General features: G+C 67.8%; 23 protein-coding genes and 2 tRNA genes. 11 read left to right on the plus strand and 14 right to left on the minus strand.

Annotated features, from left to right (window positions below; all coding sequences use genetic code 11):
* Nucleotides 1–19: 19 nt before the first annotated feature.
* From LQZ85_RS01305 to LQZ85_RS01315, 3 genes are all read right to left on the minus strand, one after another.
* Nucleotides 20–1,141 carry a folate-binding protein YgfZ gene (locus LQZ85_RS01305; protein ID WP_056279879.1) on the minus strand — a complete coding sequence of 374 codons (1,122 nt, stop codon included), beginning with the start codon at nucleotides 1,139–1,141 and terminating at the stop codon, nucleotides 20–22.
* 1 nt (nucleotide 1,142) lies between these two features.
* A complete protein-coding gene (locus LQZ85_RS01310; protein WP_053097319.1) occupies nucleotides 1,143–1,745 on the minus strand; it encodes an FABP family protein in 603 nt (200 codons plus the stop codon).
* A 164-nt stretch (nucleotides 1,746–1,909) separates the two neighbouring features.
* Nucleotides 1,910–2,197: a hypothetical protein gene (locus tag LQZ85_RS01315; protein WP_053099202.1), complete on the minus strand. Its 288-nt coding sequence runs from the start codon at nucleotides 2,195–2,197 to the stop codon at nucleotides 1,910–1,912.
* Between the two features lie 72 nt (nucleotides 2,198–2,269).
* Between LQZ85_RS01315 and LQZ85_RS01320 the strand changes: the two genes are divergently transcribed.
* From LQZ85_RS01320 to LQZ85_RS01355, 8 genes are all read left to right on the plus strand, one after another.
* Nucleotides 2,270–2,953: a response regulator transcription factor gene (locus LQZ85_RS01320; RefSeq protein WP_053097321.1), complete on the plus strand. Its 684-nt coding sequence runs from the start codon at nucleotides 2,270–2,272 to the stop codon at nucleotides 2,951–2,953.
* Between the two features lie 54 nt (nucleotides 2,954–3,007).
* Nucleotides 3,008–5,173, plus strand: a complete 2,166-nt coding sequence (locus LQZ85_RS01325) for an RNA degradosome polyphosphate kinase (RefSeq protein WP_056279877.1) — start codon at nucleotides 3,008–3,010, stop codon at nucleotides 5,171–5,173.
* Nucleotides 5,170–6,147, plus strand: coding sequence for an NUDIX hydrolase (locus LQZ85_RS01330; RefSeq protein ID WP_053097325.1), 978 nt, complete (start codon nucleotides 5,170–5,172; stop codon nucleotides 6,145–6,147). Before LQZ85_RS01325 ends, LQZ85_RS01330 begins: the two co-directional genes overlap by 4 nt.
* A gap of 192 nt (nucleotides 6,148–6,339) precedes the next feature.
* A complete protein-coding gene (pstS, locus tag LQZ85_RS01335) occupies nucleotides 6,340–7,443 on the plus strand; it encodes a phosphate ABC transporter substrate-binding protein PstS (RefSeq protein ID WP_053097327.1) in 1,104 nt (367 codons plus the stop codon).
* Between the two features lie 129 nt (nucleotides 7,444–7,572).
* Nucleotides 7,573–8,541, plus strand: a complete 969-nt coding sequence (gene pstC / locus LQZ85_RS01340) for a phosphate ABC transporter permease subunit PstC (protein WP_053097329.1) — start codon at nucleotides 7,573–7,575, stop codon at nucleotides 8,539–8,541.
* A 1-nt stretch (nucleotide 8,542) separates the two neighbouring features.
* A complete protein-coding gene (gene pstA / locus LQZ85_RS01345; RefSeq protein WP_053097332.1) occupies nucleotides 8,543–9,652 on the plus strand; it encodes a phosphate ABC transporter permease PstA in 1,110 nt (369 codons plus the stop codon).
* Between the two features lie 37 nt (nucleotides 9,653–9,689).
* Nucleotides 9,690–10,469 (plus strand): phosphate ABC transporter ATP-binding protein PstB, encoded by a 780-nt coding sequence (pstB, locus tag LQZ85_RS01350; RefSeq protein ID WP_045254296.1) that lies wholly within the window; start codon nucleotides 9,690–9,692, stop codon nucleotides 10,467–10,469.
* Between the two features lie 604 nt (nucleotides 10,470–11,073).
* Entirely contained in the window at nucleotides 11,074–11,523 is a 450-nt protein-coding gene (locus LQZ85_RS01355) for a DUF559 domain-containing protein (protein ID WP_230100380.1), read from the plus strand.
* A gap of 145 nt (nucleotides 11,524–11,668) precedes the next feature.
* On the opposite strand, the gene LQZ85_RS01360 is transcribed toward LQZ85_RS01355, so the two are convergent.
* The 4 genes from LQZ85_RS01360 to sigK form a co-directional block, all read right to left on the minus strand.
* Nucleotides 11,669–12,553 (minus strand): aminodeoxychorismate lyase, encoded by an 885-nt coding sequence (locus tag LQZ85_RS01360; RefSeq protein WP_056279875.1) that lies wholly within the window; start codon nucleotides 12,551–12,553, stop codon nucleotides 11,669–11,671.
* A 206-nt stretch (nucleotides 12,554–12,759) separates the two neighbouring features.
* A complete protein-coding gene (locus tag LQZ85_RS01365) occupies nucleotides 12,760–13,389 on the minus strand; it encodes a hypothetical protein (RefSeq protein WP_053097335.1) in 630 nt (209 codons plus the stop codon).
* 28 nt (nucleotides 13,390–13,417) lie between these two features.
* Nucleotides 13,418–14,227 carry an anti-sigma factor gene (locus tag LQZ85_RS01370; protein ID WP_056279873.1) on the minus strand — a complete coding sequence of 270 codons (810 nt, stop codon included), beginning with the start codon at nucleotides 14,225–14,227 and terminating at the stop codon, nucleotides 13,418–13,420.
* Nucleotides 14,224–14,823 carry an ECF RNA polymerase sigma factor SigK gene (sigK, locus tag LQZ85_RS01375; RefSeq protein ID WP_200955184.1) on the minus strand — a complete coding sequence of 200 codons (600 nt, stop codon included), beginning with the start codon at nucleotides 14,821–14,823 and terminating at the stop codon, nucleotides 14,224–14,226. The genes LQZ85_RS01370 and sigK overlap by 4 nt, the downstream gene beginning before the upstream one ends.
* 223 nt (nucleotides 14,824–15,046) lie before the next feature.
* On the opposite strand from sigK, the gene LQZ85_RS01380 reads away from it, so the two are divergent.
* The 3 genes from LQZ85_RS01380 (at nucleotide 15,047) to LQZ85_RS01390 (ending at nucleotide 16,570) form a co-directional block, all read left to right on the plus strand.
* The gene (locus LQZ85_RS01380) at nucleotides 15,047–15,709 is read left to right on the plus strand and encodes a fasciclin domain-containing protein (RefSeq protein ID WP_053097339.1); all 663 of its coding nucleotides are present in this window, start codon (nucleotides 15,047–15,049) and stop codon (nucleotides 15,707–15,709) included.
* A 131-nt stretch (nucleotides 15,710–15,840) separates the two neighbouring features.
* Nucleotides 15,841–15,913, plus strand: a tRNA-Lys gene (locus LQZ85_RS01385).
* Between the two features lie 108 nt (nucleotides 15,914–16,021).
* Nucleotides 16,022–16,570, plus strand: a complete 549-nt coding sequence (locus LQZ85_RS01390) for a type 1 glutamine amidotransferase domain-containing protein (protein WP_053097341.1) — start codon at nucleotides 16,022–16,024, stop codon at nucleotides 16,568–16,570.
* A gap of 23 nt (nucleotides 16,571–16,593) precedes the next feature.
* Here the strand turns inward: LQZ85_RS01390 and LQZ85_RS01395 are convergent, their stop codons facing one another.
* From LQZ85_RS01395 to LQZ85_RS01425, 7 genes are all read right to left on the minus strand, one after another.
* A complete protein-coding gene (locus LQZ85_RS01395; RefSeq protein ID WP_056279871.1) occupies nucleotides 16,594–17,115 on the minus strand; it encodes a CGNR zinc finger domain-containing protein in 522 nt (173 codons plus the stop codon).
* A 241-nt stretch (nucleotides 17,116–17,356) separates the two neighbouring features.
* A complete protein-coding gene (locus tag LQZ85_RS01400; protein WP_056279869.1) occupies nucleotides 17,357–17,989 on the minus strand; it encodes a peptidoglycan DD-metalloendopeptidase family protein in 633 nt (210 codons plus the stop codon).
* Entirely contained in the window at nucleotides 17,986–18,513 is a 528-nt protein-coding gene (locus tag LQZ85_RS01405) for a DUF1697 domain-containing protein (protein ID WP_056279867.1), read from the minus strand. The genes LQZ85_RS01400 and LQZ85_RS01405 overlap by 4 nt, the downstream gene beginning before the upstream one ends.
* Nucleotides 18,510–19,091, minus strand: coding sequence for an isochorismatase family protein (locus LQZ85_RS01410; protein WP_056279866.1), 582 nt, complete (start codon nucleotides 19,089–19,091; stop codon nucleotides 18,510–18,512). Before LQZ85_RS01410 ends, LQZ85_RS01405 begins: the two co-directional genes overlap by 4 nt.
* A gap of 86 nt (nucleotides 19,092–19,177) precedes the next feature.
* Nucleotides 19,178–19,253 (minus strand) — tRNA-Thr (locus tag LQZ85_RS01415).
* A 51-nt stretch (nucleotides 19,254–19,304) separates the two neighbouring features.
* A complete protein-coding gene (locus LQZ85_RS01420) occupies nucleotides 19,305–20,861 on the minus strand; it encodes an alpha/beta hydrolase (protein ID WP_056279864.1) in 1,557 nt (518 codons plus the stop codon).
* Nucleotides 20,858–22,015, minus strand: coding sequence for a DNA polymerase III subunit delta' (locus LQZ85_RS01425; RefSeq protein WP_056279862.1), 1,158 nt, complete (start codon nucleotides 22,013–22,015; stop codon nucleotides 20,858–20,860). Before LQZ85_RS01425 ends, LQZ85_RS01420 begins: the two co-directional genes overlap by 4 nt.
* Nucleotides 22,016–22,030: the final 15 nt, after the last annotated feature.

The following is a 22,030-nucleotide window of genomic DNA, read 5'->3' on the forward strand; positions in this document are numbered from 1 at the left end:
GAGCTTCTCGCCCCGCGAGTCAGCCCGCCTGGCGCGGATCCGGTGCGCTCGGGCGTCGGGACAGTCGGGTGATACGAGGGATGTCGGCCGTGGCACCGGCATCCGCCGGCACGATCACCTGCTGCGTCGCGGCGATGTCGACCCCCTCGGCGCGGACGACGAGATCGCCGACCGGCGTGCGACGCGACAGGATCGCGAGCGCGATGGGTCCGTCTTCATGGTGCCGGGCGACCGACGTGATGTGACCGACCTCGTCGTCGCCCGCGAGCACCGCATCGCCGACCGCGGGCAGCACGGCCTCGCTGCCGTCGAGGTGCAGTGCCGCGAGCCTGCGCGGCGGGTGACCCAGGTTGTGGACCTTCGCGACGGTCTCCTGTCCGCGGTAGCAGCCCTTGTTGAGGTGCACGGCGGTGCGGATCCAGTCGGACTCGTGCGGCAGCGAGCGCTCGTCGACCTCGGCCGACCACCGCGGTCGCCAGGCGGCGATGCGCAGTGCCTCGGCGGCGAGGAGTCCGGCGACCTCTTCCGGTGAGAGCGTCGCTGCCAGCGCATCTGCTGCCTCGGCGGTCGCGATGGCCACCTTCCAGGCGAGGTCTGCACCCGGGTGATCGAGGACCTCGGCGTACTGGTGACCGCCCGCGCTCACGCGCTGCCACGGATCGGTCCAGATCAGCGGTGCGCCTGCAGGAGCGGATGCCGCAGCAGTCCCACGCTCAGCCGCCGCGCCTCCGTCGACGAAGCCGAGCAGCGCGAGATCGGGACGCACCGCGACGGTGGCCTGTGTGCGGAACTTCATCCGCGTCAGCCAGGTCGCCAACGCCTCGGCGTCGCCGGCATCCGCGATGAGCCAGGTCGATGCCCCGTCGTCGAGGACGCCGGCGGCGTGCTCGACGCGCCCCTGGGGATCGAGCACGAGCATCTCGGTGCTCTCGCCGGGCGCGAGCCGACCGACGGACTGCGAGGTGATGGAATCCAACCATCCGAGTCGTTCGGGGCCCGCGACCTCGATGACCGTCCGGTCGTCGAGCGGCACGATCGCCCCGCCTGAGGCGAGGCGACGCTGCTCACGGAACGCGTCGCCGAAGTGGGCGATCCCGCCGTCGCCGGTCACAGCGCCGGGGATGCCGGAGAAACCGGTCATGTCAGACCTTGGCCAATCGTGCCGACGCGTGCGCCCGCATAGGAGTGCCGAGAGCCGCGATGTCCCAGGCCCAGAGCAGGTGGTTGTCGACGAGTCCGTACATGCGCGTCGCGGCGCCGTACTCCTTGGCACCCGCACCGCGGACGATCGCGTCGGAGGCGATGTCGATGCGCGGACCGTTGATCTCGCCGAGGTAGAGCTCGAGCGTCCCGTCGGCGTGTGCGAGAGAGACCTCGATCGGGAATCCGCCCGATGCCGCGCGCAGTTGCTCGACGTCGTCGACGCCGCGCGTGACCGGCTCGGTCAGCGGCGGCAGCAGCCCGGGGCCGGGATCGGCGGCGGTGGCCGGACGGCTGAGTCTCCAGAAACCGGTCTCGGCGACGAGCGGGAGGGAGACCGCCTGGTCGTCGCCGGTGAACGTCGCAGTGGCCGAGTAGTTGAGGAACGGGCCGCCGTCGTGGCTGAAGCTCACGCGATGCGTGAACTCACCCTGTAGACGCTCGTCGCCGACCGGATAGTCGATGACGCCGGTTCCCTCCCAGACGCCGATGAGCCACGAGAGCGGCGCGAGGTCGGCGGGGAGATCGGTGGGGAGCTCGAGCACGATGCTCAGCGCTGGCCGCGGAAGAGGTTTCTCAGCACGACGACCGAGACGAAGGCGATCGCGAGGCTCGCCAGGCCCAGGAGGCCGATGAAGAAGAGTTCGAGCGCCATGAGGTCCATGGCCACCACTTTACCCTGCGGTAGACCCGGTGTCTCGTCTGCGGATCAGGTGAGGAGTGCGGCCAGGCCGAAGCCGACGGAGATCACGCCCATCAGCAGCAGCGCACCGATCGTGCTGGCACCCACACGGAAGATGAAGCCCTGTGTGCGCCCGTACTGCAGCTGCACGGCGAAGGAGAGGAGCACGATCGCGCCGAACGCGACGAGCAGCCACGGCACCCGCCACTCCTCGGCGACGAAGATGCCCACGCCGACAGCGGCCACCAAGGCGACGGCCCAGACGATGAGCACGCCGACGAAAGCATTACGCGGTGCGAGCGCTGGATCCGTCATGACTCCATTGTCACCCATCAGCGCCCGGTATCATTGCGGCACGGCGTACCCCGCCGTCCGGAAGGAGTGCGTGTGGCCCAGGTCCTGGTGTTGACCAATGCTCCGGTCTCGGAGCAGGTCCTGCCCGCACTCGAGCTCCTCAGCCATCGAGTGCGTCAGATCCCGGCCGAGCCCGCCCAACTCGTGAGCGCCCCCGAGTACGACATCGTGATCGTCGACGGTCGTCTCGATCTCGTCGGGGCGAAGTCCCTCTGCCGCCTGCTGCGGGCCACAGGGCAGGACGCCCCGCTGCTGCTCGTCGTCACCGAGGGCGGCATGAGCGCCCTCTCGGGCGAGTGGGGCATCGACGACGTGCTGCTGTCGACTGCGGGGCCGGCCGAGACCGACGCGCGGGTCAGGCTCGCACTCGCACGCCGTGACGAGGTCGCCGAACCGACCCGCGTACAGGCGTCGGGCGTCACGATCGACGAGCAGTCCTATTCGGCGAAGCTCCGCGGACGCCCGTTGGACCTCACCTACAAGGAGTTCCAGCTGCTGCACTTCCTCGCCACGCACCCCTCTCGCGTGTTCACCCGCGAGCAGCTGCTCAGCGAGGTGTGGGGATACGACTACTTCGGCGGCACCAGAACGGTCGACGTGCACGTCCGCCGACTGCGGGCGAAGCTGGGCGACCAGGAGCAGATCATCGGCACGGTGCGCAACGTCGGCTACCGATTCAACGTCTACGACGAGGAGCCGGTCGCCGCTGCGCGCTGACGCACGAGAGGTCAGTTCACGCGCGCGACACCTCACGGTGCTTAGATGTACCCCATGATCGATCCCGCACTCGCCGACGCAGGTCTCGGTGACGCTGAAGATGACGACTTCGATGCCATCGAGTCCCCGGACGCGCTCCTCCCCGACCACCGCTACCTCGATCGTGAGCTGAGCTGGCTCGCGTTCAACCAGCGCGTGCTCGAGCTGGCGGAGGATCCCTCGCTCCCCGAACTCGAGCGCGCGAACTTCCTCGCCATCTTCGCGAGCAACCTCGATGAGTTCTTCATGGTCCGCGTCGCCGGGCTCAAGCGTCGCATCGTGACCGGCCTGGCCGTGCCCACCAACATCGGCCGCTCCCCCGCCGACGCCCTCGCCGACATCGCTCGCGAGGCGCACGCGCTGCAGCTGCGCCACGCCGACGCGTGGAAGTCGCTGGTGCGACCGGCTCTCGCCGAATCCGGCATCGAGATCACCGAATGGTCCGAGCTCAGCGACGACGAGCGGTCCAAGCTCTCCGAGTACTTCGGCGCGCAGGTCTTCCCCGTCCTCATGCCGCTCGCGGTCGACCCCGCGCACCCCTTCCCGTACATCTCGGGACTGTCGCTCAACCTCGCCATCCGCATCCGCAACGCCCGCACCGGCCGCCAGGAGTTCGCCCGCCTCAAGGTGCCGCCCATGCTTCCCCGCTTCGTCGAGGTGCCCGGAACCGGCGAGATCAAGCGCTTCCTGACGCTCGAGGAACTGATCGCCAACCACCTCGGCGACCTCTTCCCCGGTATGGAGGTCCTCGATCACCACGCCTTCCGCCTGACCCGCAACGAGGACGTGGAGATCGAGGAGGACGAGAGCGAGAACCTCATCCAGGCGCTCGAGGCCGAGCTGCTGCGGCGCCGCTTCGGCCCGCCCATCCGCCTCGAGATCACGGACGACATGGACGAGGTCACGATGGACCTCCTCGTGCGCGAGCTCGAGATCACCGACCAGGAGATCTACCGCCTGCCCGGGCCGCTCGATCTGCGCGGCCTGTTCGACCTGTCGCGCATCGACCGACCCGATCTCCGCTACCCGCCGCATCTGCCCACCACCGCGGTCGCCTTCCAGCCCACCGGCAGCAACACGCGGGCCGACATCTTCAAGGCGATCCGCAAGTCGGACGTGCTCGTGCACCACCCGTACGAGTCGTTCACCACCAGCGTCGTGGCGTTCCTCGAGCAGGCGGCGCGCGACCCGCACGTGCTGGCCATCAAGCAGACGCTCTATCGCACCTCGGGTGACAGCCCGATCGTCGAGGCGCTGATCAACGCCGCCGAGTCCGGCAAGCAGGTGCTGGCGCTGGTCGAGGTCAAGGCCCGCTTCGACGAGGCCAACAACATCGTCTGGGCGCGCAAGCTCGAGAAGGCGGGAGTCCACGTCGTCTACGGCCTCGTCGGACTCAAGACCCACTGCAAGCTCGCCCTCGTCATCCGCGAGGAGGACGGCGTGCTGCGCCACTACTCGCACATCGGCACGGGCAACTACAACCCGAAGACCAGCCGCATCTACGAGGACTTCGGGCTGTTCACCACCGACGCCCAGGTGGGCAAGGACCTCACGCGTCTGTTCAACGAGCTCAGCGGCTACGCGATCGAGAAGAAGTTCAAGCGCCTCCTCGTGGCGCCGCTTCACCTGCGCAAGGGACTGGTGCGCCAGATCGACCACGAGCGCCGCAATGCCGAGGACGGCAAGCCCGCCGGCATCCGCATCAAGGTGAACTCGATGGTCGACGAAGAGGTCATCGACGCGCTGTACCGCGCCAGCGCCGCCGGCGTGAAGGTCGACGTGTGGGTCCGTGGGATCTGCAGCCTGCGCACCGACCTCGAGGGCATCAGCGACAACATCACCGTCCGCAGCATCCTCGGCCGGTACCTCGAGCACTCGCGCATCTTCGCATTCCACAACGACGGCGACGCCCAGGTCTACATCGGCAGCGCCGACATGATGCATCGCAACCTCGACCGCCGCGTCGAGGCGCTGGTGCGCGTCACCGACCCCGTCCACATGAAGGATCTGCTCGATTTCTTCGATCTCGCCATGGACCCGGGAACCACGTCGTGGCGCCTCGGAGCCGACGGCGTCTGGACCCGCCACGCCGAGGATGCCGCAGGCAAGCCCCTCGTCGACCTGCAGGACAAGACCATGGGGTTGATCCAGCGGCGTCGTCGAGCACGGGCGGTTCGATGAGCGCGCACACGAGCACCCAGACCGCACGGTCGAAATGGACGGACAAGGCCGTGTATGCGGCCGGCGCGGTCGTGTGGAGGCTCATCGACGGCAAGCTGCGCATCCTCCTGATCCATCGCACGAAGTACCGCGACGTCACGCTCCCCAAGGGCAAGGTGGATCCTGGCGAGATGCTCGCCGAGACCGCGGTGCGCGAGGTGCATGAGGAGACCGGCATCCGCGTCTCCCTCGGCGTGCCCGTCGGCGTCAGTCGGTACCACCTGCCGTCGAGCAAGCAGAAGGTCGTGCACTACTGGGCGGCCGAGGCGACGGCCGACGCGATCCGCGCCTCGACCTTCGTGCCGAACCGCGAGATCGCCGCGCTCGAATGGGTGAGCGTCAAGAAGGCCCGCGCCCGGCTGAGCTACCCCGTCGACATCGAGATCCTCGACTTCTTCACGCAGCTCGTCGACGACGGCGTGCTGCGCACCTTCCCGATCATCGCTCTGCGTCATGCGAAGGCGCTGTCGCGCTCGGACTGGGACGGGGCGGATGCCGCACGGCCTCTGACAGACCGCGGCGAGCAGCAGGCGAAGTCGATCGTCGGTCCGCTGCGGGCCTTCGGTGTGCGCAAGATCATCACGAGCGATGCCGTGCGCTGCATGCAGACCGTGGCGCCCCTCGCGAAAGCCCTCGACCGCAAGACCGTCACCACCCCGAAGATCAGTCAGGATGCGTGGGAGGACGGCGACGACGATCTGCGTTCCGTGGTCGGCCGGCGCGTGCGCTCCGGCAAGCCCGCGGTGCTGTGCAGCCATGGCCCGGTCCTCCCCGGAATCCTGACGGAGATCGCGCTGGCGACCGGCACCGTCCGCGGCTCGTACGTGAGCAGCGCAGCCGACCTCGAACCGGCCGCCTTCTCGGTCGTCCACCTCTCGGCGTCGAATCCGGGGTCGGGGATCATCGCGATCGAGACGCACATCCCCAAGGCGTGACACGGACCGGCTCGCGCTGCGAGCTGTGGGAAGGCCGCACCCGGTTCCGGGTGCGGCCTTTCGCATGCCCCAGAGAGACGCGTGCCGTTCACCTCCCGTTCACCTGCGCGGGAGAGTCTCGTTAACCGCCGCACATAGCGTCACTGTGTGCCCTGCACCGGGCCCCACCCATCAAAGATCGAAGGATCCACAGTGAAGATCTCCCGAATCGCACGTATCGGCGCCGTCGGCGCCGTTGCCGCTCTCGCACTCGCCGGCTGTGCCGCGAACGAAGGCGGAACCGGCGGCTCCACCGACGCCCCGAGCGAGTCCACGCTCTCCGGCACGATCGAGGCCACCGGCGCCTCCTCGCAGGAGGCCGCGCAGCAGTCCTGGGTCGCCGCATTCCAGACCGCCAACCCCGACACGACGGTGAACTACACCGCCACCGGTTCGGGCACCGGCCGCGAGAACTTCATCGCCGGCTCCTCGAACTTCATCGGCTCCGACCGCGCGTTCGACGCCGACGAGCTCGCCGCAGGCGGCTTCGGCTCCTGCACCTCCGACGACATCGTCGAGATCCCCGTCTACATCTCGCCCGTCGCCGTCGCGTTCAACCTCGAGGGCATCGACGAGCTGAACCTCGACGGCCAGACCATCGCGAAGATCTTCTCCGGCGCCATCACCAACTGGAACGACGCCGCCATCGCCTCGCAGAACGAGGGCGTGGAGCTTCCCGACCAGGCGATCGTCCCCGTGCACCGCGCAGACGCGTCGGGCACGCAGGAGACCTTCACGAAGTACCTCAGCGCCGTCGCCCCCGACGTGTGGACCTACGAGGCCAGCGACGAGTGGCCGCTGTCGACCGGTGAGGCCGGCGACGGCACCTCGGGCGTCGTCGACGCGATCACCAACGGTGTCGGCTACATCGGCTTCGCCGACGCATCGCGCACCGCTGACCTGGGCCAGGTCGCCGTCGAGGTCGAGGGCGAGTACGTCGCGTACTCCGCCGAGGCAGCCGCAGCGCTCGTCGAGGCTTCCCCGCTCGAGGAGGGTCGCTCCGACCACGACCTCGCGTACGCCGTCGACCCGGCCGCAGCGCCCGCCGGCTCGTACCCGATCGCACTCGTCTCGTACCTCATCGGCTGCGTCGAGTACGACGACGCCGAGACCGCCGGTCTCGTGAAGGCGTACTTCCAGTACGTCGCGTCGGCCGAGGGCCAGGACGCTGCAGCAGAGGCCGCGGGCAGCGCCCCGATCTCGGACAGCCTGCGCGAGCAGATCAACACGGCGATCGACGCGATCGTCACGGAGTGATCGACGGCTCAGCACACCGCTGAGCCCCGGTCCCGACGCCCCCGTGGTGTCGGTCGTAGGACTCGACCGACACCGCGGGGGCACCCGCATGAAAACCCCGAACGTCCCTCAGAGCCTGGAGTCGCTCCGATGACCACAACCTCAACGGGTCCCGATACCACCCGTTCCACCGGGACGCGCACCGCTCCCCGCCGCCGCGGCGACCTCGTCTTCTCGGGCACCGCGCTGGCGGCGGGAATCATCATCCTCGTCACCCTCGCCGCGGTGGCCGTCTTCCTCATCGTGCAGGCGATCCCCGCACTGTCGTCCGACACCTCCAACAACCACATCCTCGAAGGGCAGTCGTTCCTGTCGTGGGTGTGGCCGTTCGTCTTCGGAACGCTGTGGTCGAGCTTCATCGCCCTCGTCATCGCCGCCCCGATCGCCATCGGCATCGCGCTCTTCATCTCGCACTACGCCCCTCGCCGCCTCGCCGGCGTCCTCGGCTACATCATCGACCTGCTGGCAGCCGTGCCCTCGGTCGTCTTCGGCCTCTGGGGAGCGCTCACCTTCGCGCCGATGCTCGTGCCCTTCTACAAGTGGCTGAACACGAACCTCGGCTTCATCCCGCTCTTCAGCGGAACGCCCTCCGGAACCGGCAAGACGATCCTCACCGCCTCCCTGGTGCTCGCGGTGATGATCCTGCCGATCATGACCGCGATCTGCCGCGAGGTCTTCCTGCAGACGCCGAAGCTTCACGAAGAGGCGGCCCTCGCGCTGGGAGCCACGCGCTGGGAGATGGTCCGGATGGCCGTGCTCCCCTTCGCACGCAGCGGAATGGTGTCGGGCGCGATGCTCGGTCTCGGTCGCGCACTCGGCGAGACGATGGCAGTGACCCTCGTGCTCTCGCCGCTCGGCATCGTCACCTTCAACCTGATCAACCCGGAGAACCCCACGACGATCCCTGCGATCATCGCGCTGCGGTTCCCCGAAGCCCACGACGAAGGCGTCAACACGCTGATCGCCGCGGGTCTGATCCTCTTCATCGTCACCTTCGCGGTCAACTTCGTGGCCCGCTGGATCGTCTCGCGCCGCGCCGAGTTCTCGGGAGCCAACTGACATGACCGCCACTCTCACGCCCTCACCGTCGCCCGCGTCCGTCGTCGCCCCGACGCACATCACCTCGGCCGGCCACCTGCCCAAGTGGGCCCCCTGGGCACTGCTGCTGGTCGCATTCGTCGTGTCGGCGACGATCTTCGCCTTCATGAACGTGGGCAACGACCCCGCCGACTTCAACATCGCGCTGACGCTCGTCGTCGGCCTGCTGTTCTACATGGTGCTCATCATGGTGATCTCCACCGTGGTCGAGAGCCGTCGCCACGCGATCGACCGTCTCATGACGGCGCTGGTCTCCGGCGCCTTCGTGGTCGCGCTCCTGCCCCTGATCTCGCTGCTCTACACCGTGGTCGTCAACGGCCTCATGCGGTTCGACGGAGAGTTCTTCAGCTTCTCGATGCGCAACATCGTCGGCGAGGGCGGCGGCGCGGTGCACGCCATCTGGGGCACGCTGCTCATCACCCTCGGCGCGACGATCATCTCGGTGCCGATCGGCCTGATGACCTCGATCTACCTCGTCGAGTACGGCGAAGGCCGCAAGCTCGCGCGCGGCATCACCTTCCTCGTCGACGTCATGACCGGCATCCCGTCGATCGTCGCCGGTCTCTTCATCTACTCGGTCTTCTCGATCATCGTCGGACCGGGCACGCGAATGGGCATCATGGGTTCGCTCGCGCTCTCGGTGCTGATGATCCCGGTCGTCGTGCGCGGCTCGGAAGAGCTGCTGCGCATCGTGCCGAACGAGCTCCGCGAGGCGGCCTACGCACTCGGCGTGCCGAAGTGGCTCACCATCCTCAAGGTCGTGCTGCCCACCGCGATCGCCGGAATCCTGACGAGCATCATGCTGGCCATCTCGCGAGTGATCGGCGAGACCGCCCCGCTGCTGCTCACCGTCGGAATCGTGCAGGGCATGAACCTGAACATGTTCAGCGGCCAGATGGCCACACTGCCGGTGTTCTCGTACATGCAGGCCAAATACCCCGGCATCCCCGTCGATGCCTACCTCGAGCGGGCCTGGGCAGCCGCCCTCACCCTGATCGTCATCGTGATGGTGCTGAACCTCCTGGCTCGCGTCATCGCCAAGGTGTTCGCCCCCAAGATCAACGGCCGCTGAGCCGTCATACCCGACTGAAGAAGAAGAAGGATTTCACGTGTCCAAGAGCATCGAAGTCAACGACCTCAACGTCTACTACAGCGACTTCCTCGCGGTCGAAGGCGTCAGCATCGACATCAAGCCCAACACCGTCACGGCCTTCATCGGCCCCTCGGGCTGCGGCAAGTCCACGTTCCTGCGCACCCTGAACCGCATGCATGAGGTCATCCCCGGCGCGCGCGTCGAGGGCGAGGTGCTGATCGACGGCAAGAACCTCTACGGCACCGGGGTCGACCCCGTGCTCGTGCGCCGCCAGGTCGGCATGGTCTTCCAGCGCCCGAACCCGTTCCCGACCATGTCGATCAAGGAGAATGTGCTCGCGGGCGTCAAGCTCAACAACACGCGCATGGCCAAGAGCGACCAGGATGCCCTGGTCGAGAAGTCGCTGCGTGGGGCGAACCTCTGGAACGAGGTCAAGGACCGCCTCGACCGCCCGGGCTCCGGCCTGTCCGGCGGTCAGCAGCAGCGTCTCTGCATCGCGCGTGCCATCGCCGTCTCCCCCGACGTGATCCTCATGGACGAGCCCTGCTCGGCGCTCGACCCGATCTCGACCTTCGCGATCGAGGAGCTCATCGCCGAGATCAAGACCCAGTACACGGTCGTCATCGTGACGCACAACATGCAGCAGGCGAGCCGCGTGTCCGACAAGACGGCGTTCTTCAACATCGCGGGCACCGGCAAGCCGGGCAAGCTCATCGAGTACGACGACACCCGCACGATGTTCACCACTCCGTCTGTCCAGGCCACCGAGGACTACGTCTCGGGTCGCTTCGGATAAGCATCCGCCTCAGCTTCGACCCGGACGCCCGTTCTTCGCGGGCACAGCTTCGGAGCTGCTGGTCCGAAACGCCGTGCGACCCTCTGGTCCCACGGCGTTTCGTCGTTTTAGTCCGAATCGGTGCCCGGGGCCAGACCGCGGCACTCATCCTGCAGAGACGAGCCAGGACGAATTGCGTCCACAGATGCCGGCATCATGGTCGAGAACGAGCATCGGGATCGCGGATGCTCCTCTGATGTGCAGCTCATCATCGATCGAGATCTGGACCTGGCGCGATCTTCGGGCGAGAAGCTCACGCCGGGCTCTCGACGCTCGCGTGCGGCGCGGGCAGCTCCGTCGAATCCGACGGGGGGTCTACGCTGCCGACACGGCCTGCGCGAGCGCCGTCGAGGCTGCTGAGCATGGAGGCTCTCTGGGATGCGCCAGCGCAGCACGGCACCTCGGCATCTGGGTTCTCGAGGATCCAGCTCTGCACGTCTGGCTTCGCGCAGACAGACACCATCACCCAGGCGTCAGCCGTGAGTGCACCTGCATCCGTCATTGGGATTCAGGCGCTTCCTCGCGAACGTTCGGGCTCCCTTCGGCACCTCGGATACTGCTGCAGATGCTCCACTGCCGCGGCGGCGAGGCGTTCTTCGTCGCGCTCGAGTCCGCGCGCCGCCTCGGCCTGATCGACGGCGATGGGCTGCGATGGCTGCGGCTGCACGTCGATACCTTTGGACGAGACCTGATCGACTTCTCCCGCGCGGATGCCGACAGCGGCCTGGAGTCACTCGTTCGGCTGCGACTCCGCAAGTACGGATGGTTCGTCCGCTGCCAAGTGCGGTTCGTCGCGAGCGGCATCGTCGATCTCATGATCGATGATTGGCTTCTCATCGAGACGGATGGCAAGGCGAATCATGAGGGACAGTCGCATCGACACCGCGATCTCACCCGGGACGCCACGGCCGCAGCGTGGGGGCACGCCACACTTCGGTTCGACTATGCGATGGTCATACATGACTGGGATCTCGTCGAGCGAGCGATTGTCGGAATGATGGCGCTCAGGCCCTGATCATACTCGGATCAGCGCCCCATTTACGGGCACAACTTCGGATGCCGGTCGACGACGCGCCGATCCGGGTGATTGCGCGCGGCGGGTCGGTCGAGAGCTCCGAAGTTGTGCCCGTAGCGGGCGGTCGGGACAGGCGCACGGCACCTCAGTCGCGGGGCGAGAGGAGGTAGTCGTTCAGCTCGGCCGTCAGGGCGTGATCGACCGGGATGTCGACTCCGTCGACGGCGGTGATCGGGGCGGCGAGGCGAACGCTCGAGACCAGCCATGCGGCGTCAGCCCGGGGAAGGTCGGATGCCGGCACTCGGCTGTATTCTGCGACGAGCCCCTTCCCGGCAAGGTAGTCGTAGACGCTCAGCTGCGTCGTGCCGTGCAGGATGCCGCCGTTCGGGGCCGGTGTCACGAAGCGATCCCCGACACGCAGGATCAGCGACGCGGTCGGCGCCTCGAGCACGAAGCCGTCACGCGACAGGAAGATGGCGTCGTCGGCTCCTCGTCGATGCGCCTCGCGAAGCGCCGCCATGTTCACGGCGTAGGAGAGCGTCTTGGCGCCCAGCAGCAGCCACGGTGCTTTCTCGGCCACGTCGAGGTCGTATCCGCGGTCGAGGGTGACGACGCGGATTCCCTGTTCCCGCACAGTCGAGAAGTCGGATGCCGGCGCCGCCGTTACCCAGGCCGTCGGCGTGGGGCCGTGCTCGACGCCTCGGCTGAGGATGAGCTTGATGACGTACTCGCCCTGCTCACAGTGTGCGGCGGCCCGCTCGATCGCCTGGTGCCACTGCGCCTGGTTGGGGAGCGGCAGATCGCACAGCTGCGCCGAGTGAGCCAACCGCTCGAGATGCGGCACGACCTCCTGCGCATGACCGTCGATCACGCCGATCGACTCGAACACTCCGTCGCCGCGCTGCGTGCTCAGCTCCCCCACGCTGAGCGCGGGAGCGGCCGCATCGACGAGAGTGAAAGTCTCTGCGAAGTCGGAACGGTCGACGTCAGCCGCCGCAGGATCGATCATCAGAGCAAAGCGCCGTGTCATGATCCGAGCCTAGGGCCCCGGGAATAGCTGCAGCATGATCTTGTTACAATGGAGTGGCCGGGCCGCATAACCCCGGGCTCCAATTTTTGCCGCTGCGAGCGGCCTTCCGCCGAGAGGCGTTTTTGCGGCCCGGTCTTTTCATACCCGGGCCGGGGTTGTGCCCGTGGCGAGTCCGCGAGGGCGCGCACTCACCCGGACGCGTCCGCTCAGGCGAGGGCTCCGGAACGCCACAGCACAGCGGAGGCCGACAGATCCTGCGCATAGCTGCTCAGCCGCAGGGCGCGGGTGGTGAGCTCGCTGGCGCGCGACGGCTCGGTCGGCTCGTAGTCGTCCGCCGTGTGCGTCGCTCCCGAGGCCTGGACCCGGCAGAACGCGGCCGCCCGGTCGAGGGCGACCGCGAAGTCCCCCCGGAACGCGCCACGGAGGATCGTGTCGATCAGCGCGACGAGCTCATCGGGGTTCGCCGGCACCGGCGCCCCGGCGATCACGGCATCCACCGACGCCAGTTCCACCCTGCCGCGCTCGTAGAGCAGGGCAGCGGTCTGCGGGTCGCCGTGGATCGCCAGCTGCAGGATGTAGAGCCGCCAGAGGGCGCCCGGCAGGGTGCGGGACGGTGCCTTCGACCAGAGCTCGGCGATCTCGTCGATGCCGTGCTCATCGGTGAAGGCGACGAGTCTGTCAGCGCTCACACCGCTCTCGTCGGCACGGACACGGGTCAGCAGAGCGGATGCCGTCGCGTGCGCGATGCGCGTCTCCTCGGCGGGATCGTGACTGCCGACGATGTTGTCGAAGGCGCTGGTGGGCCGGCGCACCGGACGGGAGAACTGCTCAGGCATCAGTCCAGGGTACGCGCGATCCGGGAGGTCAGGCTGTCGGAATCACGACGACGGGGTCGGTCGTCGGCAGGCCGGAGGGCGAACCGCCGTCCTGCTCCACCGTGACCGCGATCACGTCGCCCGCCTGCATCTCTCCGGCGAGCACTGCCGTCGCTTCGCCGTCTTCGGCCGCGAACACGCCTGCCGGCACCGGGGTGTCGCCTCGGACGTACCAGAGCTCGTAGGTCTCCCCCTCGGCGAGCGACGGGATGCCGTCGGTCACGAGCACGGACTTGCCGAGCGACGCCGACCAGTGCGCGGTCGCCGTGCCACCGCTCTCGAGAGAGACGCTGGCCTGCTGAGCATCATCGGCCGACTGGATGTCCTCGAGAGCGACGACGCTGGCCGGACGGTTGATGTACGTGTTGATCGCGACAGCGCCCGCTCCCACACCGACGAGCAGTGCGAGGCACGCGGCGAGCGCGAAGAGGAAGCGGAGGCGGTGTGCCGGAGCCTTCGGCGCGGCTTCCCCACCGAGAGCGGTCGGAGCGGAGTCCTCCGCAGGCGCGGCATCCGACGTCTCGTCCGCCAGCGCGTCAGGTGTCGAATCGGCGAGCACGATGTCGCCGTTCTGCGGTGTCTCCGCGATACGTGCGAGCAGCGTCGCGCGGATGTCGGGCGACGGAACCACCGGAGCTGCGCCGTCGGCGAGGAATCCTGCGCTGTCGGCATCCGCATCGACGATGCTCTGCCACTCGGGATGCGCTGCGAGAGCGGCGTGATAGCGCTGCTGGTCATCGGGCGACAGCGCGTCGAGTGCCGCTCCTGCCGCGAGTTCTGCGAATTCCTGCTCGTTCATGCCGTCACCCCCATAGCTGTCCTCAGACGCGAGAGCCCATCTCGCATCCGTGTCTTGATCGTCCCCAGCGGTGCCCCGACGAGCACTGCCACTTCGTTTTGACTGTAACCGCCGTAGTAGGCCAGGACGAGAGCTTCGCGCTGAGCCTCAGGAAGGCCCGAGAGTGCGTGAACGACCTTCTCGCCCTCGATGCCCAGCTCCACCGTCTCCGCGACACTGTCGTGCGCGACTCCGATATCCCTGAACCCGGCTCGCACGTCTCGGTCCGCACTGGACTGGGACGCCCGAACCCGGTCGACCGCACGACGGTGCGCGATCGTCATCACCCAGGTTCTTCCCTGTCCCTTGTTCGGAGCGAACTTCGTAGCGGATTGCCAGATCTCCAAGAAGACTTCCTGAAGCACCTCTTCGCTCTGCGAGCGATTGACGAGAACCCTGAGGATGAGGCCGAAGACACGGGACGACAGACTGTCGTAGAGCTCCGCGAACGCGCGCTGATCGCCGCCGCCGATGCGCAGAAGCAGGTCAGCGACAGCATCCCGAGCCGTACCGTCTTCCGGTACGTCCATTCCGTCGATGACCATCTCTACCAGCATGCCGCATTCACCCCGCTTTCCCGTGCAACCGCCACCCGAAAGTGACGGAAATGAGTCCTCTTAAGTGCGGTTCGTCGAATGATGTTCGCGGCCGACCCCCGGAACGGATTGGATTCGACGACTCGAAAAAAACTTTGCGATTTCTCCCATCCGATCCCGACGGGGCTCCGAACGACTGTCAACGCCACGGAGAGGCCGTGGCAGTGTTCTGAAGGAGCTTGAGATGTTCAGCACCAAGAAGAAGGTCACCGCAGCCATCACCCTCGGCCTTGCGAGCGCATTCCTGCTCTCCGCATGTTCCATGGGCGGCACCACCGAAGAGCCGGCAGAGTCGACGGCCCCCGAGTCGTCCGAGACGATGGCTCCCGAGACCGAGACGATGGACCCGGCCGCCAACCTGGTCGGCCCCGGCTGCGCCGCATACGCAGAGGCTGTGCCGGACGGCGCAGGCTCCGTCGAGGGCATGGCTCTCGACCCGGTCGCCACCGCCGCATCGAACAACCCGCTGCTCACCACGCTGGTGGCGGCAGTCAGCGGACAGCTGAACCCCGACGTCAACCTCGTCGACACGCTCAACGGCGACGAGTTCACCGTCTTCGCTCCGGTCGATGACGCCTTCGCGAAGATCGACCCGGCCACCATCGAGGCTCTCAAGACGGACAGCGCCACGCTGAGCTCGATTCTGACGTACCACGTGATCCCCGGACAGCTGACCCCCGATGAGATCGTCGGAACGCACGCCACCGTGCAGGGTGCAGACGTCGAGGTCACCGGCAGCGGCGACGACCTGATGGTCAACGACGCGACCGTCATCTGCGGTGGAGTCCAGACCGCGAACGCCACCGTGTACCTCGTGGACACGGTTCTGATGCCCCCGGCCGAGTAAGGCCCGGGAACGCCGAGGCGGACACTCGGTAGGCCATCTCACCTCTCGGGGGAGGTCGGTGGGATGGTGCAAGGAGCCGCTGACGACATCGTCGTCAGCGGCTCCTTCTTTGCGCCCTAGACTGGAGGGGCGGGCCTCTAGCTCAGTTGGCAGAGCATCGGACTTTTAATCCGCGGGTCGTGGGTTCGAGCCCCACGGGGCCCACCGTTATCACCGTCGGCCGGATCCGGCCACCCCCTTCACCGCATTCGCGTCCTGCGAGAGAGTCGTGGCATCCCCATCCGGGACATCCACCCCACGAAAGGACGCATCATGGCGACTCTCACCGACAGCCGAGTGGCATTCCTCGCGACAGACGGATTCGAGGACAGCGAGCTGACCAGTCCGTGGGAAGCGGTGCAGGGCGAGGGCGCGAGCGCCACGCTCATCGCACCGGACGGACAGCAGATCACCGGCAAGAACGGTCACGTGCAGCACGTCGACCTCACCTCCGAGAAGGCCACGGCCGACGAGTTCGACGCTCTCGTGCTTCCGGGCGGTGTCGTGAACGCCGACCACCTGCGGCTCGACAAGGCATCCATCGACCTCGCGCGCTCGTTCTTCGAGCAGCACAAGCCCGTCGCCGTCATCTGCCACGGCGCCTGGATCCTGATCGAGGCCGGCGTGGTCGACGGACGGACGCTGACCAGCTACCCGAGCCTCGCGACCGACCTCCGCAACGCCGGAGCCACCTGGGTCGACGAGGAGGTCGTGGTCGATGCGGGGCTCGTCTCGAGCCGCACGCCCGACGACCTTCCCGCGTTCAACGCGAAGCTGATCGAAGAGGTCGCTGAAGGCAAGCACGCCGAGCAGACCGCGTGATCTGAGCACCGGGCGGTCCGGTGTCAGGCGCCCGCGCGCGCCCGGTGACGCCGGACCGCCGCTCTGTTCGCACAGCGCACCGAACAGAACCGCTGGCGGCCGTTGCGCGTCACATCGACGACCACGTTCGTGCAGGGCGAGGCCTCGCAGCGCCCGAGTCGATCCATGCCGCGGGTGACCAGGTGCAGCGAGGTTCCGACGGCGAAGATCGCACGGAGAACGTAGGGCAGAGACTGGACGTCGTCGCGGTAGTGCAGGTGCCAGCCTTCGCCGTCGTGGTTCGTGAGGCGAGGGTAGGCCGCCGCCTGGGCCATCTGCGCGTTGAGGATCTCCGCGCGGGCGTCCGGGTCCCGTGCGTCGACGATCGTCAACCAGTCGTCGACCACTTCTCTCACGCGTGCGCGGTCGTCCGCCGCGGGTGGGAACGTCATCGTCATCCCCATCTCGAGTGTGCGCTCCTCGATGCCCGGACGGTCGGCGGGGAAGTCGTCGGCGAGGGATGCCGCGAGAAGCACCGCGTATTCTCCGTAAGGGTTGAGATGCATAAGGCCATTACATCACGCTGGAGTCATGACCTCCCTGCACACTCTGCCGATCCCTCACCAGACAGCGAGAATCCACGAGCACGCCTGGACCGCGGACTCCCGGCATCCGACCAGCGAGGGCGTCGTCGTGTACGTCCGCTGCGCTGAGTGCGGCACGCATCGCGTCGATCTCGAGACGCACCCGCAGCGGCCGGCGACGGCCTTCAGCGCCGAGTTCGTCCGGACCCGCCGAGACGAGACATCAGACCGTGACGATGTCTCCGTTGTGCGGCATCCACGGCTGCTGCCCTGACCGCTGGAAGGCCATCGGGATGCCGCGCGCATCCCGCTCCAGCGTGTCCGACACCTGCAGATGCAGGTGGGGCTCGGTGCTGTTGCCGGAGTTTCCGCAGTCGCCGATCCGATCACCCGGAACGACGAGATCGCCGACCCGCACGGTCACGCTGCCCGCACGCAGGTGCGCCAGCAGTACCAGTCCCCTGTCGCATCTGACGGCGACGTGGTTGCCGGCGACAGCCCCCGCGCCCCGACGCACACGCGAGGGCTGCGTGAGGGCGTATCCGAGAAGGGCACCCACCGAACGACGCGCGACGTGGTCGACCTCGCCGTCATGGACACGGACGGCCTCGCCCGACACCGGCGAGAGGATCGAGCGCCCGAAACCGACGAAACCCTCCGGGCTCTCGGTGCCGAGCAGGCTCCGGACCGTGCGCGGCGCGCTGCGCCCGTCCGCGCCCACCGGGACGAAGTCGATCGCATACGAGCTGCCGAACAGCGTGGTGCCGTGGCTCGGAACGCGGGACGCCGGGCTGTTCTGCACCAGCCATCGCCCCGTGAAGGGCAGGGACAGCACCGCCGGCTCCGAGGGGGTCATTCCGTCAGCTCGATGAGCTTGCGCACGGTGCGCGCATTGCGTGCCGTCCCGGCGACGCCGAGCAGCCTATCGAGCACCGCCTTGGTGAGCTTGGTGGTGTGCACGCCTCCCTCGGCGTAGTCGATCCACAGATCGTCGTCGACGAGCGCTATCCGCTCCCCCGGCACGAGCCGCTCCTGCAGGGCGTCGACCGCACCTGCCGACGCGGGGCCCTCGAGGAACATGGCGTGCAGCAGATTCTCGGATGCCCCGGGGAACGGCTGGTTCGAGTGCGACCGCACGAGCTGGTCGTGCGTGCGATGGACGACGGGCGTATCGACGCCGAACTCGGTCGCGATCATTGCGCGCACGTCGGCGCAGACCGATCGCGGGTCACTCGGCTGCTCGCAGATGATGTTGCCGCTCGCGATGTAGGTCGAGACCTCCCCCAGCTCGGGCGCGATCAGTTCGCGCAGCCGCGCCATCGGCACCCTGTTGCGGCCCGAGATGTTGACCGCTCGCAGGAGCAGGACACTGCGGCTCACGCAGCGTCGCTCGCGATGAGCTCGGCGCCTGCGTGTGCGAGCTCTGCGAGGGCTGCCGTGCTCGGCTCCGGAGCGACACCCGCGATCAGGTCGGTGAGGATCCGGACGCGGACTCCGTGTGCGATCGCATCGAGAGCAGAGGCGCGCACGCAGTGGTCTGTGGCGATGCCGACGACGTCGGCCGTGATGACCCCGGCGGCGGTGAGGATCGCTCCGACCGTCTCCCCCGACTCGGTCGCGCCCTCGAACATCGAGTATGCCGGGCGACCCTGCCCTTTGTGCACATGGTGCGTGACGGCCTCCGTCACCAGCAGGGGATCGTAATCCGCACCCGGCGTGCCCGCGACGCAGTGCACGGGCCAGGTGTCGACGAAATCCGGAACCTCCCCGAAGTGGCCGCCGTTGTCGCCCTCGGCGTCGTGCCAATCGCGTGAGGCGACGATGACGTCGTACTCCGATGCATGCAGGGCGAGGAAGTCCGATACCGCGGATGCCACGTCGTCGCCGCCCGCCACGGCCAGCGCCCCGCCCTCGGTGAAGTCGTTCTGGACATCGACGATCAGAAGCGCTCTGCTCATGATCCGAGGGTACGCCGCCCCCGCGCGCCCGCCCAACCCCGGGAAACCAAAAGGCCCCGGGATGTTGTTCACATCACGGGGCCTGCTGGAGCCGCTTGTCAGAATCGAACTGACGACCTTTTCATTACGAGTGAAATGCTCTGCCGACTGAGCTAAAGCGGCGCGATCATCGATATTACCCGTTCCGGAGCCGCACCGCGAATCGAGCCGACATCACTCGCAGCGGACGTCGCTCTCGGGCACCACGTCGTCGAGCAGGAAGGCCTCCACAGTGCTGTCGACGCAACTGCTGCCCTTGTTGTATCCGGTGTGCCCTTCGCCCACGCGGGTGATCAGCACGCCCTCTTCGAGCTGCTGAGCGAGCGACTCGGACCACTCGTACGGGGTCGCCGGGTCATTGGTCGTGCCGACCACGAGGATGGGGCCCGCGCCCTCGGCGTTGATCTCGCCCCGGGTGCCGGTCGGCGGATAAGGCCACACCGAGCAGGAGTCGGGTCCGTTCCAGTACGGAGCGATGGTCGGAGCTCCGTCCGCGATCTTCTTCTCGGTCGCCGCCTCGGCGGCAGGATCGTCCTCGACCGGGTAGTCCATGCAGTTGTACGCGCGGAACGCCTCGCTCGAGTTGTCGAGGTACGTGCCGTTCTCGCGACCGTTGTAGAAGTCGGCGAGGAAGAACGCCGTCGTCGGGTCGCCCTGCAGCGCCTCGTCGAGGGCCTGGGTGAGGTACTGCCAGCTGTCCGCCGAGTACAGTGCCGCGATGATGCCGGTCATCAGCGAGTCCGCGCCGAGCATGCGTCCGTCGCCGTTCTCGAGCGGAGCGGCGTCGACACTCGCCAGCAGCGCACCGAGGTCGGCCATCGCCTCGTCGACCGTGCCGGTGAACGGGCACTCCCCCGAGTCGAGGCAGTCCTGCATGTAGGCGCGAAGGGCCGACTCGAATCCGAGCGCCTGGGTCGCGCCGACATCGAGGCCCGAGACGGCAGGGTCGATCGCGCCGTCGAGCACGAGGCGACCCGCCTTGTCGGGGTAGAGGTCGGCGTACGTCGCACCGAGGAAGGTGCCGTACGAGTAGCCCAGGTAGTTGAGCTGCTTGTCGCCCAGCACCGCACGGATCAGATCCATGTCACGCGCCGCGTTGATCGTCGTCACGTACGGCAGGATGCCGCCGCTGTTCGCCTCGCACGCGTCTGCGAACTCCTTGTGCGCATCGAGGAGCTCCGCCTCCCACTCGGCGCTCCCGCGCTTGCCCGCGGGGATCGAGTAGAGGTAGTCGTCCATGCCCGCAGCATCGAAGCACGTCACGGCCGTCGATTCGCCGACGCCGCGGGGATCGAAGCCGATCACGTCGTAGTTCTCGATGAGGGCGGCTCCGACGGCGAAGTCGAGGCTGTCGCGGATGAGTTCGACTCCACTGGCGCCGGGACCGCCCGGGTTGGTCAGCAGCGAGCCCTGAGCCGTTCCCGTCGCCTGGTGGCGCACGACGGAGAGGGTGATCTCTCCCTCCCCCGGGTTCTCCCAGTCGAGCGGCGCGGTCACGTCGGTGCAGTCGAAGCCCGTGCCGCATTGACTCCAGGTGAGCGTCTGCCCGTAGAACGGCAGCAGGTCGTCGGCGACGCCCTCCGTGTCAGGAGCGTTGGTGGTCGACGGCTTCGGCTCGGCCTGCTCGGGGATCATCGAATACAGACACCCGGAGAGTGCGACCGATGCCGCGGCGAGGCCCGCGATCACAGCGACGGCACGTCGGATGCGGGAAGTCGGTCGATTGTTCACGGTGTCCTCCCGCTCGTGACAGTCACGAGCAAGCTCTCCAGGGCGAGCAGCGGTGCGACATTGCGCTCCAGCGACTGGCGTGTGTCGGCAAGGTGGTCGAGTACGACAAGAGTACGGGTCTCGGGCCAGGCCGCCGCGAGAGCAGCCAGATCCTCACGAAGCTCACGGTTGATCAGCTCGTCGTCCCTGCCGAACTGCAGCATCACGACGTCACGGAACAGCGACTGGAGATCGGTGAGCACCCTGTCGATCCCGTCGCGCAGACTTCGGGTCGCGCGCTTCTTCTGATCGTCTTCCAGGGCTGAGATCTGCGCTCGCAGGGCGGGCGGGACAGCCTGCCCCTCGGCGATCCCGACGGTGCGGAGCAGGGAGGCGCGCTCGGCCGCATCGCGCTCGGCAGTGAGCGCCTTGGCGTCGTCCGTGGCCGCCTGGATGATGCGCCCGGCGACCTCGACGGCGTCGTTGACACCGCGAACTCCCAGCACCGACCTCAGGGTCTCGTCGCGGCGGCGACGGGCGGATTCGTCGGTGGCCAGACGCTGGGCCATGCCGATGTGACGCTGTGCGTGGCGGGCGGCCTGCTCGGCGATGGCTTCGTCCACCCCCGTGCGGAGGGTGATCAGACGTGCCACGTCTGCGACATCGGGCTCACGCAGTCGCAGCGAGCGGACGCGGGAGCGGATCGTCGGCAGCAGGTCGGCTTCGCTCGGCGCGCAGAGGATCCAGACGGTCTGCTCGGGCGGCTCCTCGAGCGCCTTCAGGAGCACGTTGGAGGTTCGCTCGACCATGCGGTCGGCATCTTCGACCACGATCACGCGGTAGCGGCCCGCAGAGGGCGCGAAGTACGAGCGCTCGACGAGCGCACGGGCCTCCGCGATCGTGATGATGACCTTGTCGGTGCGCAGGGCCGTCACATCGGGATGTGTTCCCGCGAGGACCTGACGCATGGCCGCCTCGTCGTCCGGGTGATCCGCGACGAGCGCCGCGGCGAAGGCATGCGCGAGGGTGGATCGTCCCGACCCGGGAGGACCAGTGATCAGCCAGGCGTGCGAGAGCGCGGACGGATCGTATGCGGCATTGCGCAGCGTGTCGACCGCGGCATCCTGCCCCCACACGTCGGCCCACGGGAAAGGGGCGGCGACAGTCTGGGGCATGCCCTCAGCCTAATC

It is taken from the genome of Microbacterium sp. Bi98, assembly GCF_918698045.1.
Lineage (GTDB): Bacteria > Actinomycetota > Actinomycetes > Actinomycetales > Microbacteriaceae > Microbacterium.